Source organism: Streptomyces cavernicola, from assembly GCF_029968035.1.
GTDB classification, from domain to species: domain Bacteria; phylum Actinomycetota; class Actinomycetes; order Streptomycetales; family Streptomycetaceae; genus Streptomyces; species Streptomyces cavernicola.
This window is the reverse complement of the sequence record NZ_JASCIQ010000008.1, coordinates 60,279-76,775: the sequence shown is the minus strand read 5'-3', so window position 1 is coordinate 76,775 and position 16,497 is coordinate 60,279. Positions and strand designations below refer to the sequence as shown.

Annotated in this window: 12 protein-coding genes; 4 read left to right on the top strand and 8 right to left on the bottom strand. The window is 69.9% G+C overall.

The features are described from left to right. Positions 1–55: 55 nt before the first annotated feature. Together QIS96_RS09800 and QIS96_RS09795 are read left to right on the top strand one after the other, a co-directional pair. A complete protein-coding gene (locus QIS96_RS09800) occupies positions 56–865 on the top strand; it encodes a L,D-transpeptidase family protein (protein WP_408907151.1) in 810 nt (269 codons plus the stop codon). A gap of 281 nt (positions 866–1,146) precedes the next feature. Beyond that, positions 1,147–2,634, top strand: coding sequence for a cation:dicarboxylate symporter family transporter (locus QIS96_RS09795; protein WP_282542067.1), 1,488 nt, complete (start codon positions 1,147–1,149; stop codon positions 2,632–2,634). Between the two features lie 68 nt (positions 2,635–2,702). Here QIS96_RS09795 and QIS96_RS09790 read toward each other — a convergent pair whose 3' ends face one another. The 3 genes from QIS96_RS09790 to QIS96_RS09780 form a co-directional block, all read right to left on the bottom strand. Continuing rightward, the gene (locus QIS96_RS09790; RefSeq protein ID WP_282542185.1) at positions 2,703–4,082 is read right to left on the bottom strand and encodes a Gfo/Idh/MocA family protein; all 1,380 of its coding nucleotides are present in this window, start codon (positions 4,080–4,082) and stop codon (positions 2,703–2,705) included. 571 nt (positions 4,083–4,653) lie between these two features. Further along, positions 4,654–7,575, bottom strand: a complete 2,922-nt coding sequence (locus QIS96_RS09785) for an FAD-binding and (Fe-S)-binding domain-containing protein (RefSeq protein WP_282542066.1) — start codon at positions 7,573–7,575, stop codon at positions 4,654–4,656. A 46-nt stretch (positions 7,576–7,621) separates the two neighbouring features. Further along, the gene (locus QIS96_RS09780; protein ID WP_282542065.1) at positions 7,622–8,086 is read right to left on the bottom strand and encodes a MarR family winged helix-turn-helix transcriptional regulator; all 465 of its coding nucleotides are present in this window, start codon (positions 8,084–8,086) and stop codon (positions 7,622–7,624) included. 92 nt (positions 8,087–8,178) lie between these two features. Between QIS96_RS09780 and QIS96_RS09775 the strand changes: the two genes are divergently transcribed. Continuing rightward, positions 8,179–10,134 (top strand): ABC transporter ATP-binding protein, encoded by a 1,956-nt coding sequence (locus QIS96_RS09775; protein ID WP_282542064.1) that lies wholly within the window; start codon positions 8,179–8,181, stop codon positions 10,132–10,134. Between the two features lie 52 nt (positions 10,135–10,186). After that, the gene (gene mltG, locus QIS96_RS09770) at positions 10,187–11,080 is read left to right on the top strand and encodes an endolytic transglycosylase MltG (RefSeq protein ID WP_282542063.1); all 894 of its coding nucleotides are present in this window, start codon (positions 10,187–10,189) and stop codon (positions 11,078–11,080) included. A gap of 26 nt (positions 11,081–11,106) precedes the next feature. Here mltG and QIS96_RS09765 read toward each other — a convergent pair whose 3' ends face one another. From QIS96_RS09765 to QIS96_RS09745, 5 genes are all read right to left on the bottom strand, one after another. Then, positions 11,107–12,222 carry an NAD(P)-binding domain-containing protein gene (locus QIS96_RS09765; protein WP_282542062.1) on the bottom strand — a complete coding sequence of 372 codons (1,116 nt, stop codon included), beginning with the start codon at positions 12,220–12,222 and terminating at the stop codon, positions 11,107–11,109. A 78-nt stretch (positions 12,223–12,300) separates the two neighbouring features. Continuing rightward, positions 12,301–13,509: an LLM class flavin-dependent oxidoreductase gene (locus QIS96_RS09760; RefSeq protein ID WP_282542061.1), complete on the bottom strand. Its 1,209-nt coding sequence runs from the start codon at positions 13,507–13,509 to the stop codon at positions 12,301–12,303. After that, a complete protein-coding gene (locus QIS96_RS09755; protein WP_282542060.1) occupies positions 13,506–14,576 on the bottom strand; it encodes an ABC transporter substrate-binding protein in 1,071 nt (356 codons plus the stop codon). Before QIS96_RS09755 ends, QIS96_RS09760 begins: the two co-directional genes overlap by 4 nt. Before the next feature lie 48 nt (positions 14,577–14,624). Next, complete coding sequence (locus tag QIS96_RS09750) at positions 14,625–15,425, bottom strand: ABC transporter ATP-binding protein (protein WP_282542059.1); 801 nt, start codon at positions 15,423–15,425, stop codon at positions 14,625–14,627. Continuing rightward, a complete protein-coding gene (locus QIS96_RS09745) occupies positions 15,398–16,297 on the bottom strand; it encodes an ABC transporter permease (protein WP_282542058.1) in 900 nt (299 codons plus the stop codon). The genes QIS96_RS09750 and QIS96_RS09745 overlap by 28 nt, the downstream gene beginning before the upstream one ends. Between the last annotated feature and the right edge of the window lie 200 nt (positions 16,298–16,497).

The window sequence follows — 16,497 nt, the reverse complement described above, 5'->3', positions numbered from 1 at the left end:
GTCGGCGGGGTCCGTACAGGCCGGGCTGGTGGTGCCGGGTGCGACGATGGGGCGTATGCGCATATCGGGGACGCTCAGGGGGCGGACGGTTTTCGGGACGGCTCTCGCGACGCTGCTCGCGCTGACAGCCCTCACGTCCTGCGGTGCGACGGAGAGCGGGAGTTCGGGCGGCAAAGCCGGTGGCACCGCATCAACGAAGAACGGGAACGGGGCACCCGGGAAGCCCGGCAGTGGCTCGGCCGGGAACGCCGCGAACGGTGTGAAGCAGCGCACCCAGAACCTGCGACGCCTCCCGGACGTCGGCAACGCCCTGCACAGCCGCATCCCCGAACAGGCACGCCAGGCCCTGGTGGTCCGGGGCGAGGGAGAGGACTCGCCGGACTCCACGGTGTTCCTGTACGAGAAGCACGGCAAAACCTGGGACCGCACCCGCAGTTGGCCCGCGCACAACGGCAAGCGGGGCTGGACCGCCGATCACCGGGAGGGCGACAAGCGCAGCCCCGTCGGGGTGTTCACGTTGAGCGACGCGGGCGGTGTGCTCGCCGCGCCGGACGCCCGCCTTCCGTACACGCACTCGCCCGCTTTTCAGGCGTCCCGTGCCTGGCCCAAGACGTACTGGCACGACTTCGACCATGTGATCGCCATCGACTACAACCGAGTCCCGGGTACCCCGCCCAACGACCCGAGCCGACCGCAGGGGCAGTCCAAGGGCGGCTACATCTGGCTGCACCTCGACCATGGCAGCGGCACGTCGGGCTGCGTGAGCGTGTCCAAGTCGGCGATGGAGTACCTGCTGCAGGAGCTGGACCCCGAGTCCCACCCGGTGATCGTCATGGGCGACAAGGGTCACCTCGGCGCGGCCTGAGATACGCGGGACCTTTAGAGCCGGCCGACAGTGCCGACCGATAGCGCTGGCCGATAGTGCATTCGCAACACCTATCGCCAGGGCGACAATTCATGCCACTAAGGCTGATCGCGCCACCGAGGCCGCCACAAAAGGGTGCTCACACCGGCGGGCGTTGTAGCAAGATCCAATCTTTACGCGGATCTGACACGGACGTCTTTTCTTCCCTGACATCTGTCAGCAAGAGTGCGCTTCGCGGAAATTACTTTCCGTATACCAGAAGTAACTTCGGAGGAGTGCCCGTGCCGCAGTCCGTACCGTCCCTACCGCGACGCGTCGCACGCTTGTTGCGTACCTCATTGTTCGCGCAGGTCGCCTGCGCTCTTGTGATCGGAGTCCTCGTCGGACGCCTGTGGCCCGAGGTGGCCACCGCCGTCCAACCGCTCGGCGACGGCTTCGTACGGCTCATCAAGGCGATGATCGCCCCGCTCGTGTTCTGCGTGGTCGTCGCCGGCATCACCAAGGCCGGTGACCTCAAGGCCTTCGGCCGGATCGGGCTCAAGGCCCTGATCTGGTTCGAGGTCGCCACCACCATCGCCCTGGTCGTCGGGCTGGTCGCCGGCAACCTCGGGCGACCCGGCTTCGGCATGAATGTCGACCCCGCTTCTCTCGACGCGTCCGCCGTCGACGAGAAGACCGGTGGCGGCGAGCTGCCGTCCACCTCGGAGTTCATCCTGCACTCGCTGCCGGACAGCGCGGTCGGTGCGTTCGCGGAGAACTCCCTGCTCCAAGTCCTCGTCCTGGCCTGCCTGGTGGGCGCGGCGCTGCTGCACCTCGGCAACACCAAGGTGCCCGCGATCCTGCCCGCCATCGAGCAGGCCCAGGAGGTCGTCTTCGCGGTCGTCGGCTTCATCATGAAGCTGGCCCCGCTCGCCGTGTTCGGCGCGACCGCGCACCTCGTGGGGGAGTACGGCCTCGGCGCGCTCTCCACGTACGGCAAGCTCATCGGCATCTGCTACGCGGTCGCCTTGATCTTCCTTCTCCTGCTCGGGGTCGCGCTCAAGGTGGTCACCGGGCTGAGCCTGTGGAAGTTCATCCGCTACACCCGCGAGGAGCTGCTGCTCGCGCTCGGCACCGCGTCCAGCGAGACCGTCATGCCGCGCATGATGCAGAAGCTCCGCCAGGCGGGCTGCCGTGACGACGCCGTGGGCCTCGTGCTGCCCACCGGCTATTCGTTCAACCTCGACGGGGCCTCGATCTACCTGTCGATCGGCACGTTGTTCATCGCTCAGGCCGTGGGCGTGGACCTGTCGCTCGGTCAACAGATCACTGTGGTCCTGGTGTTGATGCTGACGAGCAAGGGCATGGCCGGAGTTCCCGGTTCCGCGTTTCTGGCGCTTTCGGCCACCGCGTCCGCGCTCGGCGTCATCCCCGCCGGAGCCGTCGCGCTGCTGCTCGGCGTCGACCGGATCATGGACGCGATGCGGGTCTCCGTGAACCTGCTCGGCAACTGTGTGGCCGTGTTCGCGGTGTCCCGTTGGGAGGGCGCGCTCGACAGGGGCAAGGCGAAGAAGGTGCTGTCGGGCGAGATCGCGTTCGTCCCGGAGGAGGAGAAGGAGGAGGAGAGGGAGGAGTACGAGGGCGCGCCGAAGTCCTCGAAGACCGAAGCCCTCGCTCTGTCCACAGCCGGAACAGGAACAGGGGATGGAGCAGGGATCGGAACCGGAACACGGACCGGAATAGCCGCAACCTCCGCCGCAGACAACGACCCCGCGCCGAAAGTGAGTTGAGCCCGGCGTGGTGTGGTCCGGCTCTACTGCAGGAGGGCCGGACCACACCACGCGAACCCTGCCTCAGCTCACCCTGCAGGCTTCTCCGAGTCCACCCCCGGACGGGCCTTGTTCCACAGCCCGCGTGTGAAGTCCGGTATCGCCTGCGGCGCGCCCTTCGCCTTGATGGAGGCGTGGCTCAGCGGCACCGGAGCCGTCCAGGTCACCGCGTCGTACACGTCGAAGTCCGGTACGAGACCGAGCTGCATGCACTGCATCAGGCGGAACACCATGATGTAGTCCATGCCGCCGTGCCCGCCGGGCGGGTTGGAGTGCTCCTTCCACAGCCAGTGGTCCCAGTCGGCGAACTCGGCGAAGTCGTGCCACTTGTCGTCGGTGTGGCCGGGCTCCAGGTAGATCCGCGACGGGTAGTCCTCGAAGACACCCTTCGTACCGCCGAGGCTGTTGATACGCGAGTACGGGTGGGGTGTCGACACATCGTGCTCGAGCCGAATGACGCGGCCCTTCTCCGTCTGCACGAGGCTGATCGTGCGGTCGGACTCGATGTACGTCTCCTTCCAACTCGGGTCGCCCGGCGGCATGTTCGCCTTGCGGTACTCGGCGAGGCCGAGCGCCGGGGTGCCGAAGCTGGAGATGTGCGTGACGCGGTCGCCGCGGTTCACGTCCATGTAGTTGGAGACCGGACCGAAACCGTGGTTCGGGTACAGGTCGCCGAGCAGCCGCGTGTGCCAGAGCCGCCGCCACGGACCTTCGTAGTAGTCCGGGTCGAACATCAGGCCGCGCAGGTCATGGTTGTACGCGCCCGCGCCGTGCAGGAGTTCACCGAAGAGCCCGGCGTGCGCCATGCGCAGGACCCGCATCTCGTTCTTGCCGTAGCAGCAGTTCTCCAGCTGCATGCAGTGCTTGCGGGTGCGCTCCGAGAGGTCCACCAGCTCCCACAGCTGGTCGAGTTCGAGCGCGATGGGACATTCCACGCCGACGTGCTTGCCGTTCAGCATCGCCGTCTTGGCCATCTCGAAGTGGAAGTCCCAGGGCGTCGCGACGTACACGAAGTCCAGGTCGCTGCGCTTGCAGAGGTTCTCGTAGTCGCTCTCGCCCTTGGTGTACGTGGCCGGGGCGGGCTGGCCCGCGTCGGTGACCTTCTTCGCGGCGGCCGCGGTCTTCTCCTTGACCGGATCGCACAGCGCCACAACGCTGACCTGCGGCAATGCGAGGAAGAGGTCGATCATGCTGCCGCCGCGGTTGCCGAGTCCGATGATCCCGACCCGTACCGTCGACCGCTTCTCGAACGGCACCCCGATCATGGTCTCGCCCTGCCGGGGAGGGGCTTCGGCGGCCGCGGTGGCCTGTGCGGGCGTGGTCGCGGCAGCGGGGTTCGCGTGCGCGGCGCCCCCGGTGAACCCGGCGAGCCCCAGGCCCACACCGGCGATCCCGGCATTGCGCATCATGGCTCTACGGGACACACCGGAGCTGTCCTGGCCGGGACTCGCGGCCGTCTCGCCGACCGAACCCTCGGACTGCTGCGGGGAGTTGTCGTCGTGCATGGGACCTCCGTACGCGTCGGTGGTACGTGGGTGAAGCAACGGCGACGCCACCTTGTCCGGAAGATCACCTGGTGCACAAGGGACCGAAAGGGACGGGGATTTGGACTTCTCGCGGGCAGACTTGGACTCCCTGATTCCGCCGACCCTCAGCCGCTGGTTGGAGAGACTCGCCTCGACCTCGGCCTCAGCCTCGACCGGCCATGGCGCAGGCAGAGCCGACCGGAGCCGTGCTCAGCGCTCGCCGTCGCGCAGCGCTACGTCAACAGCCGTGCGGGAGCTCTGCCGAACGTCGAAGTGCCGAAAGGGCACGTACAGGCCCGCGACCGGGCTGTGTTGAGGCTGGAGCCCGCGAACGCCTACCCCCTGAACTCACTGCGGTGCCCCCGGAAGGCCCCCAGCCCCCAAGCCCACCTCGCCCCCTAACCCCCTCCCCCCCCAACCCCCCAACCCCCCAACCCCCCAACCCCCCAACCCCTCAAGGCCGAGTAGCCCGCTCCAACTCGATCAACACCGAGTGGTAGCTCCGCCCCGTCGCATGGTCCATGCCCACCTCGCACATCCGGTTGGCCGAGAGATGCGCGTCGTACGGGCGCGACGTGACCTCGGCCGCCTCGCGGGCCGTGGCTGCGCGGGTGAGTTCCTCGTGGAGCATGCCGCGGTCTCCGGCGAAGCCGCAGCAGGCCTCGTCGTCCGGGGTGGCGACCTCGTCGGCGCAGGCCTCGGCGAGTTGCCGCAGCTGGTCGCCGTCGCTGAGGTGCCGCATCGAGCACGTCGTGTGCACGACGGCCGAACCGACCGTGCGGAGAACCGTCAAGTGCGGAAGGAGTTCCTCGGCCGCCCAGACGAGGGAGTCGACTACGGTCAGCTCCGCGTGCAACTCCCGGTTGTCGTCGGAGAGATACGGCACGACCTCGTGTGCGATGCCGAGCGTGCAGGACGAGGCGTCGACGACGAGTGGCAGGCGTCCGCCGGCAGTCCAGCCCCAGGCGGCCTCGACGATGCGGTTGGCCATCACGCGGTTGCCCGCCTCGTACCCCTTGGAGTGCCAGATCGTCGCGCAGCATGTGCCGGTCACGTCGTCCGGGATCCACACCGGCTTGCCCGCGCGGGCGGACACGGCCACCACGGACTGCGCGAGCGAGAGTTCTTCCTCAGGGCCGCCGAAGATGCGGTTGACGCACGCAGGGTAGTAGACGGCGGCGGCGCCCACGCGGGACGTGGTGGGGAGTCTGCGGGCGGCGGGGCCGGGGATCTCGGGGAGCCACTCCGGTACCAGATCGGGGTGTACGGCCCTGCGGGCGGTGCGTGTCACCGACGTCAGGAGCCGGTCGCCGATCTTGTCGGCGGCGGCCACGGCGAGCCGCGCGGAGGCCTCGACCAGCTTGAAGTTGCGGGCGGCGAGCGCGGCGATCCGCTCCTCGCGCGGGGAGTGCCGGGCGTGCCGGAAGTCCTTCATCAGCATGCCCGTGTCGATGCCGACGGGGCAGGCCAGCTTGCAGGTGGAGTCGCCGGCGCAGGTGTCGACGGCGTCATAGCCGTATGCCTCCACCAGGCCGTCCTCGACCGGGGAGCCGGGGGACTGCCGCATCATCTCGCGGCGCAGCACGATGCGTTGGCGCGGTGTGGTCGTCACGTCGTGGCTGGGGCAGGTCGGCTCGCAGAAGCCGCACTCGATGCACGGATCGGCGATCGCCTCGACCTGCGGAATGGTCTTGAGGCCGCGCAGATGGGCCTTCGGGTCGCGGTCCAGGACGATACGCGGCGCCAACACCCCGTCCGGGTCGATGACTTGCTTGGTACGCCACATCAGCTCGGTGGCCTTGGCGCCCCACTCCAGCTCCAGGAACGGTGCGATGTTGCGTCCGGTGGCGTGCTCGGCCTTCAGGGAGCCGTCGAACCGCTGCACGGTCAGTGTGCAGAACTCGTCCATGAACGCCGCGTACCGCTCGACGTCCGCGGGCTTGCCCGCGTCGAAGGCGAGCAGGAAGTGCAGGTTGCCGTGGGCGGCGTGCCCGGCGACAGCCGCGTCGAAGCCGTGCCGCGTCTGCAGGTCGAGGAGCGCGGAGCAGGCGTCGGCGAGCTTGGCGGGCGGCACGGCGAAGTCCTCGGTGATCAGCGTCGTACCGGAGGGGCGGGATCCGCCGACGGCGGTGACGAACGCCTTGCGCGCCTTCCAGTACCCGGCGATCGCCTTCGCGTCCCGGGTGAACGCGTTGGTAACCGAGTCGACCGGCGCGACGAGTTGGAGCCCTTCCAAGACCTCGGCGGCCCTTTCCTCGTACGCGAGTTGCCGCTCCTCGTCGGGTGCGCGGAACTCCACGAGCAGGGCCGTGGTGTCCTTCGGCAGGTCGGCCCAGTCGGCGGGGACGCCCGCGACGCTCACGGAGGCGCGCAGCGTGTTGCCGTCCATCAGCTCCACGGCGAGCGCGCCGGCCTCGTTGAACTTCGGCACGGCGGCCGCGGCGGCGGGCAGCGAGGGGAAGAACAGCAGGGCGCTGGAGACGAGCCGGTCGAGGGGCAGCGTGTCGAAGACCGTCTCCGCGATGAACCCGAACGTGCCCTCGGAGCCGACCATCAGGCCGCGCAGGATCTCCACCGGCGTCGCCCCGTCGAGGAACGCGTCCAGGCGGTAGCCGTTGGTGTTCTTGATCTCGTACTTGGCGCGGATGCGGGCGACGAGTTCCGGGTCCGCCTCGATCTCCGCCTTGAGCGCCGACAGGCCTTCGCAGAGCGCGGGTTCGGCGTGCGCGAGCAGCTCGTCCGCATCGGCCTCCGCGGTGTCGACGACTGTCCCGGACGGCAGCACGAACGTCAGCGAGGCGAGCGTGCGGTACGAGTTGCGGGTCGTGCCGGCCGTCATGCCCGAGGCGTTGTTGGCGACGACCCCGCCTAGCGTGCAGGCGATCGCGCTCGCCGGGTCGGGCCCGAGCACCCGGCCGTGCCGGGCGAGCGTGGCGTTGGCGCGCACGACGGTCGTGCCGGGACCGATCCTGGCCCGCGCCCCGTCGTCGAGCACCTCGATCCCCGCCCAGTGCCGGCGCACGTCGACGAGGATGTCCTCGCCCTGCGCCTGCCCGTTGAGACTGGTCCCGGCTGCTCGGAAGACGACCTCGCGGCTTTTTCCGTGCGCGTACGAGAGGACCGTCGAGATGTCGTCGATGTCCTCGGCGACGACCACGACCTGGGGGGTGAAGCGGTAGGGGCTGGCGTCCGAGGCATAGCGCACCAGGTCGGAGACCTTGTGCAGCACCTTGTCAGAGCCGAGCAGGGCGATCAGGTCGCTCCTGAGCGGCTCGGGGGTGCCGCCGGCCTGCCGGTCCGGCACGCGGTCCGGGGCCGGCACGGGCTCGCGCACCGTGGGCCGCAGGGCGTCCGCGTTGGGCTCCAGCAGGGGCATGAGCGCCTCCTCGACGTCGTCGTCCGCTTTCCCTCGGCCGTGAATCTCAGCCGTGTCTGTCGCACCCGCCCGGATCTTCGATCAGGGTGGTGAGCAGCCCGCCGAGCACCTCGCGCTGACCGGCGGTCAATGGAGCCAGGATGTCCTCTGCGGCGGCCCGGCGCGCGTCGCGCAGCGTCCGCAGGGTCTTGTGCCCCTCGGGGGTCAGCTCGATGCGGGTCACGCGCCGGTTCTCCGGGTCGGGGGCCCGGCGCACGCAGCCGGCCGTCTCGAGTCCGTCGACCAGCGTCGTCACGGCGCGGGGCACCACCTCGAGGCCCTGGGCCAGGTCGCCCATGCGAGGCGGTGACTCGTGGTGAGCGACCAGGCGGAGCAGCCGGGACTCGCCGGGGGTCAGGCCGACCGGTTCGAGGTGGCGCTTCTGCGCACGGTGCAGTCTGCGCGCCAGGCGGAGGAGGTGGTCGGCGAGGAGGCCGTCCGGGTCGGGCGAGGTCGAGGCCGCTGAGGTCATGAACGCAGCGTAACAGGACAAGGCTCATTGTGAATAGGGGTAACAATGAGCTAGGCTCACCTCGTCATCGTGGACTCGATCTCAGGAGGCTCATGCGCCCCGAAGACTCCGGCTGGACGCCACCACCCCCCGATCCCGACCAGCCCCGCCAGCTCCGCCGCATCCTGCGGCTCTTCCGTCCGTATCGCGGCCGGCTCGCCCTCGTCGGGCTGCTCGTCGCCGCATCCTCGCTCGTCTCCGTCGCGACGCCGTTCCTGCTCAAGGAGATCCTGGACACGGCGATCCCCGAGGGGCGTACGGGGCTGCTCAGCCTGCTCGCGCTCGGCATGATCCTCAGCGCGGTCGTCACCAGCGTCTTCGGCGTGCTGCAGACGCTGATCTCCACGACGGTCGGCCAGCGCGTCATGCACGATCTGCGTACGGCGGTCTACGGCCGCCTGCAGCGCATGTCGCTCGCCTTCTTCACCAGGACCCGCACGGGCGAGGTCCAGTCCCGCATCGCCAACGACATCGGCGGCATGCAGGCGACGGTGACCTCGACCGCGACCTCCCTGGTCTCCAACCTCACCAGCGTCGTCGCGACGGTCGTCGCGATGCTCGCCCTCGACTGGCGTCTGACGGTCGTCTCGCTCGCCCTGCTACCCCTGTTCGTGTGGATAAGCCGCCGCGTCGGCCGCGAGCGCAAGAAGATCGCCACGCAGCGGCAGAAGCAGATGGCCGCGATGGCCGCCACGGTCACCGAGTCGCTCTCCGTCAGCGGAATTCTGCTCGGCCGCACGATGGGCCGCGGCGACTCCCTCACGCGCAACTTCGCCACCGAGTCCGAGCGCCTCATCGACCTGGAGGTCCGCTCCAGCATGGCGGGCCGCTGGCGGATGTCCGTGATCGGCATCGTCATGGCCGCGATGCCCGCCGTCATCTACTGGGCAGCGGGCCTGGCGCTGCACTTCGGCGGCCCGTCGATCTCCCTCGGCACGCTCGTCGCGTTCGTCTCGCTCCAACAGGGCCTCTTCCGGCCGACGGTGAGCCTGCTCTCCACCGGCGTGCAGATCCAGACCTCCCTCGCCCTGTTCCAGCGCATCTTCGAGTACCTCGACCTGCCCGTGGATATCGAGGAGCCCGCCGAGCCCGTCCGTCTCGACACGGTCAAGGGTGAAGTCCGGTTCGAGAACGTGCAGTTCCGGTACGACGCCGATGGCGCCGAAGGAGATGAAGGAACGGCAGGCGGTTCCGTCCGTGCGCCCGTGCTCGACGGCGTCGACCTGACCCTCCCCGCCGGCGGCAGCCTCGCCGTCGTCGGTCCCACCGGCTCCGGCAAGTCGACGCTCAGCCACCTCGTGCCGCGCCTGTACGACGTGACCGGCGGCCGCGTCACCCTCGACGGGGTCGACGTGCGCGACCTCGACTTCGACACCCTCGCCCGCGCGGTCGGCGTCGTCTCCCAGGAGACGTACCTCTTCCACGCCTCCGTCGCCGACAACCTGCGCTTCGCGAAGCCCGACGCCACCGACGAGGAGCTGCACGAGGCGGCCCGCGCGGCCCAGATCCACGACCACATCGCCTCGCTGCCCGAGGGGTACGACACGGTCGTGGGCGAGCGCGGCCACCGGTTCTCCGGAGGCGAGAAGCAGCGCCTCGCCATCGCCCGCACGATCCTGCGCGACCCACCGGTGCTCATCCTCGACGAGGCCACCAGCGCCCTCGACACCCGGACCGAACACGCGGTGCAGCAGGCGATCGACGCCCTCTCCGCCAACCGCACCAGCATCACCATCGCCCACCGGCTCTCCACGGTCCGCTCCGCAGAGCAGATCCTCGTGCTCGACTCCGGCTGCATAGCCGAACGCGGCACGCACGAGGCGCTGATGGAGGAGAACGGCCGGTACGCGGCCCTGGTCCGAAAGGACGCCAGAATCGAGCCGCCCGCCTCCCACCACGAGTCGGCGGCGACGTTGAGGGGGGACCGGGGGAAGTCCGAGGAGGAGCCCGAGCGGAGCCCGAGTGGAGGCCTCGCGCCAACACCCGCGCACGGGTGGACTCCGGGCTGAAGATATGTCAGATATGCCCAGATTGTCATAACTCTCGGGGTACCGTGCCGACATGGTGAACAAGACTCCGCGCCAGGGCAAGATCCGGCTGACCCGCCGTGGCCGGGTCGCGCTCCTTGTGACAGGCGCCCTCGTGATCGGCACGGCTGTGGCGGTGCCCCTGCTCCTGAACCGCGGCGACGACCGCCCGGACACCCTGCTCGTCCCCGAGGGCTGGCGTGCCGGCCAGGTCTACGAGGCGGTGGACAAGGCCCTCGGCGTGGAGAAGGGCACCACGAAGAAGGTCGCCGGATCCTCGGGCCTGAAGCTGCCGGGGGAGTCCGGTGGCAATCCTGAGGGCTACCTCTTCCCCGCCACGTATCCGATCGGCGGGAAGTCCACCCCGAAGTCGGTGCTCGCCTACATGGTGGACACGGCCAACAAGAAGTTCGGCGCAGGCAGCGTCACGGCGGGCGCCGACCGCAACGCCGTCTCCGTCTATCAGCTGGTCACGATCGCGAGCATCGTCCAGGCCGAGGCCGACACCAAGAAGGACATGGCCAAGGTCGCCCGCGTCGTCTACAACAGGCTCGACCGCGGCATGCCTCTGCAGATGGACTCCACCCTCAACTACGCCCTGAACCGCTCCACCCTCGACACGAAGAACGCGGACACGAAGCTCAAGAGCCCGTACAACACGTACGAGAAGACCGGGCTGCCGCCGACACCCATCGCCAACCCCGGGCAGGAGGCGCTCGAAGCGGCGCTCGCGCCGACGGAAGGTGACTGGCTGTACTTCGTCACGGTGAAGCCCGGCGACACCCGGTTCACGGTCGACTACCAGCAACACCGCAGCAACGTCGAGGAGTTCAACCGGGAGTTCAACCGCGACCGCCAGTCCGAGGGCGCGCAGCAGCCGAAGGAGCGCGAGCAGGCGCCGAAGACGAACGCGAACGCCGCCGGCTGAACAGGGCGCAGGACAGGGGCGGTGGTTCAGCGGGCAGCGACCCGCAACTCCCGCTCCCCATCCAGGAGTTGCCGGATCTCCCGCACAGCCGCCCGCCCTGCGCGGTTCGCGCCGATCGTGCTGGCGGAGGGGCCGTACCCGACCAGATGCACCCGGGGGTCGCGGGCCGCGCGCGTCCCTTCGAGGCGGATGCCGCCGCCCGGCTCGCGCAGCCGTAGCGGCGCCAGGTGGTCGATGACCGGGCGGAACCCGGTCGCCCAGAGGATCACGTCGGCCGCCACCTCGCGCCCGTCGTCCCAGGCCACCCCGTCCGCGGTGATCCGGTCGAACATCGGAAGGCGGTCCAGGGTTCCGTCGGCCCGGCCCCTGCGTACCGCCTCGTTCAGGGGGAGGCCCGTCACCGAGACCACGCTGCGCGGCGGCAGCCCTTCGCGGACCCGCTCCTCCACGAGCGCCACCGCGGCCCGCCCCTGGTCCTCGCCGAACTCGCCGTCGCGGAACACCGGTTCGCGCCGCGTCACCCACGTCGTGTCCGCCGCGAGCGGCGCGATCTCCAGCAGATGCTGTACGGCGGAGGTGCCGCCGCCCACGACGATCACACGCTGCCCGGCGAACTCCTGCGGACCCGGGTACTGCGCGGTGTGCAGCTGCCGGCCGCGGAACAGTTCCTGTCCCGGGTAGCGCGGCCAGAACGGCCGGTCCCAGGTGCCGGTCGCATTGATCAGTGCCCGCGTCGCGAATGTGCCCTCCGAGCTCTCCACGAGGAGCAGCCCGTCCTCGCCCTCCCGGACCGCGTGCACATCGACGGGGCGGTGCACGCGCAGGTCGAAGGTCTCCTCGTAGGCCGTGAAGTACTCGCCGATCACCTCGGACGACGGCCGGCTCGGGTCGGCGCCGGTCAGCTCCATGCCGGGCAGGGCGTGCATGCCGTGGACGCGGCCGTACGTCAGGCTCGGCCAGCGGAACTGCCAGGCGCCACCCGGGCGCGGGGCGTGGTCGAGGACGACGAAGTCACGGTCGGGCTCGAATCCGTTGCGCCGCAGATGGTGGGCGGCGGACAGTCCGGCCTGCCCCGCGCCCACCACTACGACCTGCACGTTCCGTACCGCGTCCGTCGCTCCGCGTACCTCGAAATCGTTCACGCTTCTACTAACTCGGGAGGGGGCGGGAATCTTCCCGGAAACGGGAAGCGCTCGGTGGCCCGCCCCGACCGCACACCCTCAGCGCCCGCCCGCCACCAGAAGCGGCGCGCCGCCGGGAGCCGAGGCGGGCCGCCCGTTCGCCGCGGGCACTCCGAGCAGCGGCGACGCGGGCACGCGCGGCAGCAGGCCGCGCCCGGCGAGCTCGGAGATGACGCCCTCGCCGAACCAGTACGCCTCCTCCAGATGCGGATAGCCCGAGAGGACGAAGTGGTCCACGCCGAGGGAGTGGTACTCCTCGATCCGGTCGGCCACCTCGGCGTGGCTGCCGACGAGTGCGGTGCCCGCGCCGCCGCGCACCAGGCCCACGCCCGCCCACAGGTTCGGCGCGATCTCCAGCTCGTCCCGCGAGCCGCCGTGCAGCGCCAGCATCCGCTGCTGGCCCACCGACTCGCTTCTGCCCAGGGCCTGTTGGGCCGCCGCGACCGTCTCCGGATCCAGGTCGTCCAGGAGCCGGTTCGCCGTACGCCACGCCTCGGCGGAGGAGTCGCGGGAGATGCTGTGCAGGCGGATGCCGAAGCGGACCGTGCGCCCCTCCGCCTCCGCGAGGCCGCGGATCCAGTCGATCTTCTCCTTGACCGCGGCCGGCGGTTCGCCCCAGGTCAGATACACATCGCTGTGACGTGCGGCGACCGGCCCCGCGGCAGCGGACGAACCCCCGAAGAAGATCTCCGGCAGCGGGTCCGGCGGCAGTGCGGTGAGCCCGCCCTCCACCTGGAAGTGCTCCCCGGCGAAGTCGAAGGGCCGCCCCTGCCACACCCCGCGCACCACGGACAGGAACTCTTCCGTGCGCGCGTACCGCCGGTCGTGGTCCAGGTGGTCGCCGAAGCGCCGCTGCTCGGTCGAGTCGCCGCCCGTCACCACGTTCAGGAGCAGCCGTCCGCGCGTGATCCGCTGGTAGGTGGCCGCCATCTGCGCGGCGAGCACCGGCGAGATCACCCCGGGGCGGAACGCCACCAGGAACTTCAGCCGCTCGGTGTGCTGCGCGAGCGCGACCGTCGTCAGCCACGCGTCCTCGCACCACGTGCCGGTGGGCGTCAACACGGCCTCGAAACCGAGCTGTTCGGCCGCCTTCGCGATCTGCGCCAGATACTCGATGTCCGGCGCGCGCACCCCGCTCACGGGGGTGATCCGCTCGCGTTTGATGCCGCCGTCGGTGTAGGCGTGCCGGTAGACGAGGGTCCGTCCGTCCCCGCCGGTCGGCAGGAACCAGTGCAGGTGAACGGTCACTTGGAGTCCTTTTCCTGGTTCTTGTAGCTGCGCGCGGGGGTGGTGGAGGGCGGCAGTTCGCCGTTGAAACGCTCGTCGACGAAGTCCTTGAACGTGACGCGCCGCGGAATCAGCTTGAGCTTCGCGAAGGTGTCGACGATCTCCTGCTCGGACGTCACCACGTTCTCGTCGACGGCGACCGGCACCCGGGTGCCGTTGGTCCGCTTCACGGCGGCGAGCGCCACCTCGTACGGCAGTCCGGTGTCCTTCGCCCACACCTTTGCCCACGCCTCGGGGTGCTCGAACACCCAGTCCTGGGCGCGCCGCAGCCGCTCCAGATAGTCGTCGATCGCCCGGGTCTTCTTCTTGTCCTTCAGTGAACGGGGCGCGGCCACCTGGAAGTTGAGCCCGTTCACCACCCCCTGGCCGTTGGTGAGGACCCGCCCCTGCTTCGCTTCGAGCACCTGCGAGGTGTACGGGTCCCACACCGCCCAGGCGTCCACCTTGCCGCCGGTGAACGCGGCGAGCGCGTCGGCCGGCTGCAGGTACTTCACCTGCACGTCGTCGAGCGTCAGGCCGACCTTCTTCAGCGACGCCACCAACTGGAAGTGCGCCGAACTCCCTTGGGCGACGGCGACCGCCTTGCCCTTCAGCTGCTCGGGCCGCTTCAGGGGCGAACCGTTGGGCACGAGCACGGTCTCCCCGTACGCGGTGCCGTGCGTCGCAGCCACCACGGTGATCTTCGACCCGGCGCCGGCGGCGAACACCGGCGGGGTGTTGCCGACGGCGCCGAGGTCGACGGCCTGCGCGTTGACCGCTTCGAGCAACGGTGGGCCCGAGCTGAACGTGGACCACTTGATCTTGTAGTCGAGGCCCTTCAACTCCCCGGCGGCGGCGAGCACAGCCCGCGAACCCCCTTTCTGGTCACCGACGTTGAGCGTCAGCGAACCCTTTCCGTCGACGGCGCCCCCGCTCGTACCGCCCGCAGAGGTGGCGGCGGTGGAGGCCCCGGAGCAGCCGGAGAGGAGGAGCGAGAGGGGGAGGAGCAGAGCGGCGGGCAGGAGGGCGCGGCGTGCGGGTCGTGACATGGGTTCGTTCCGTTCTTGAGGCGTACGAGGTTCTAGAGGCGGGGGACGTCAGGCGGAGGCGGAAGCGGAGGCGTGCGCGTGCGCGGGGGCCGGGGCCGGGGTCGGGGCCTCGACGCCGAGGTGGTCGAGGAGGTGGGTGCGCAGCTCGGCGAAGCCGGGGTCGGCGATGTCGCGCGGCCGGGGCAGGTCGATCTCCGTCTCGTGGGCGATCACCCCGTCGTCCATGACGAGCACCCGGTCGGCGAGCAGCACGGCCTCCTCGACGTCATGCGTGACGAGCAGCACCGCGCAGCCGCGTTGCTGCCACAGCTCGCCCACCAGCCGCTGCGCCTTGATACGGGTGAGCGCGTCGAGCGCCCCGAACGGCTCGTCGAGCAGCAGCAGATCGGGCTCGCGTACGAGGGCACGCGCGAGGGAGGCCCGCTGCGCCTCGCCGCCGGACAGCGTCTTCGGCCAGGCGTCGACGCGGTGGTCGAGCCCGACCTCGGCCAACGCCCGTTCCGCCACGGCGCGTTCGGGTTTTCCCGGCAGCCCGAGGAGCACGTTCCGCCAGACCTTCTTCCAGGGCATGAGCCGCGGCGCCTGGAACGCGGTGGCTTTGCGGCGCGGTACGAGGACGGCGCCCTCGATCTCGCGGTCGAGGCCGGTGAGGATCTTCAGGAGGGTCGACTTCCCGCATCCGCTCCGCCCGAGCAGGGCCACGAACTCCCCTGACCGCACGGTGAGTTCGAGCCCGTCGACGACCCGCCGCCCGTCGAACGTACGGGACAGGCCCTGGACGCGTACGGCGGCCGGTTCTTCTTGCCCGGCTCGGTCGGGGCTCACTGCCCGGTGAACGTCGGTCGCCATTGCAGCAACAGCCTTTCGAGGGTACGGACGACGAAGTCGGCGAACAGGCCGAGGAACGCGTAGACGATCAGGCAGACGACGATCACGTCGGTACGCAGGAAGTCCCGCGCCTGCACCATCAGGAAGCCGATGCCGGAGTCGGCGTTGACCTGCTCGGCGAAGACAAGGGCCAGCCACGCCACGCCGAGCGAGAACCGCAGCCCGGTCATGGCCCCGGGCAGCGCCCCCGGCAGCACGACATGCCGCACGAGCCCCCAACGGGAAAGCCCGAGCGACTGCCCGGCCTCGATCAACTGCGCGTCGACGCCCCGGATCCCGGCGTACACGTTCAGATACAGCGGGAACGTCACACCGAGCGTGATGATCGCGACCTTGGGCGCCTCGCCGATGCCGAACCAGATGATGAACAGCGGGATCAGCCCGACGAACGGCACGGTCCGCAGCATCTGCACGCTCGCGTCGACAAGATCCTCCCCGGCCCGGAAAAGCCCGGAGAGCAAGGCGAGTACGGTCCCGACGACGGCCCCGAGCAACACCCCGAGCGCGACCCGCTGCAGCGACACCCCCATCGCGGAGGTGAGCGACCCGTCGGCGATCAGATCCCGCCCGACCCGGGCGATGGTCCCGGGCGAGGCGAGCACATCCGCCGTCAACACCCCACTGGCACTGGCGAGTTGCCACGCGAGGAGCAGCAGCAGAGGTCCGGACAACCGACGCAGCCAACGGGGAACACGGGCACGGTGGCGGGTGGTGCTGGTGGAGGGGAGGGGTTCGAGGAGGGGTGCTGGGAGCGGCTGTGGGGGTGCGGTTGAGGGGGAGGTTCCGCCTATATCCGCAATTTCATTCGGCGGCGGGGCATGACTGATGCTCATGGAGGTGCTCCGGGGAAGGGAACGGAAGACTGAGCCGGCACGGGCGTACGGGAACACTGGGCAGGCCGAAACGAGAGCCCAGAGCTCAGAGCTCAGAGCCCAGAGCTGAGCCCTCAGGGCTCAGAGCTCAGGACCCTGAGGGCTCAGAAGGAACGCCGACGGACCGGCACGAAAGAAACGCGCGCGAAGGCGTGAAACAG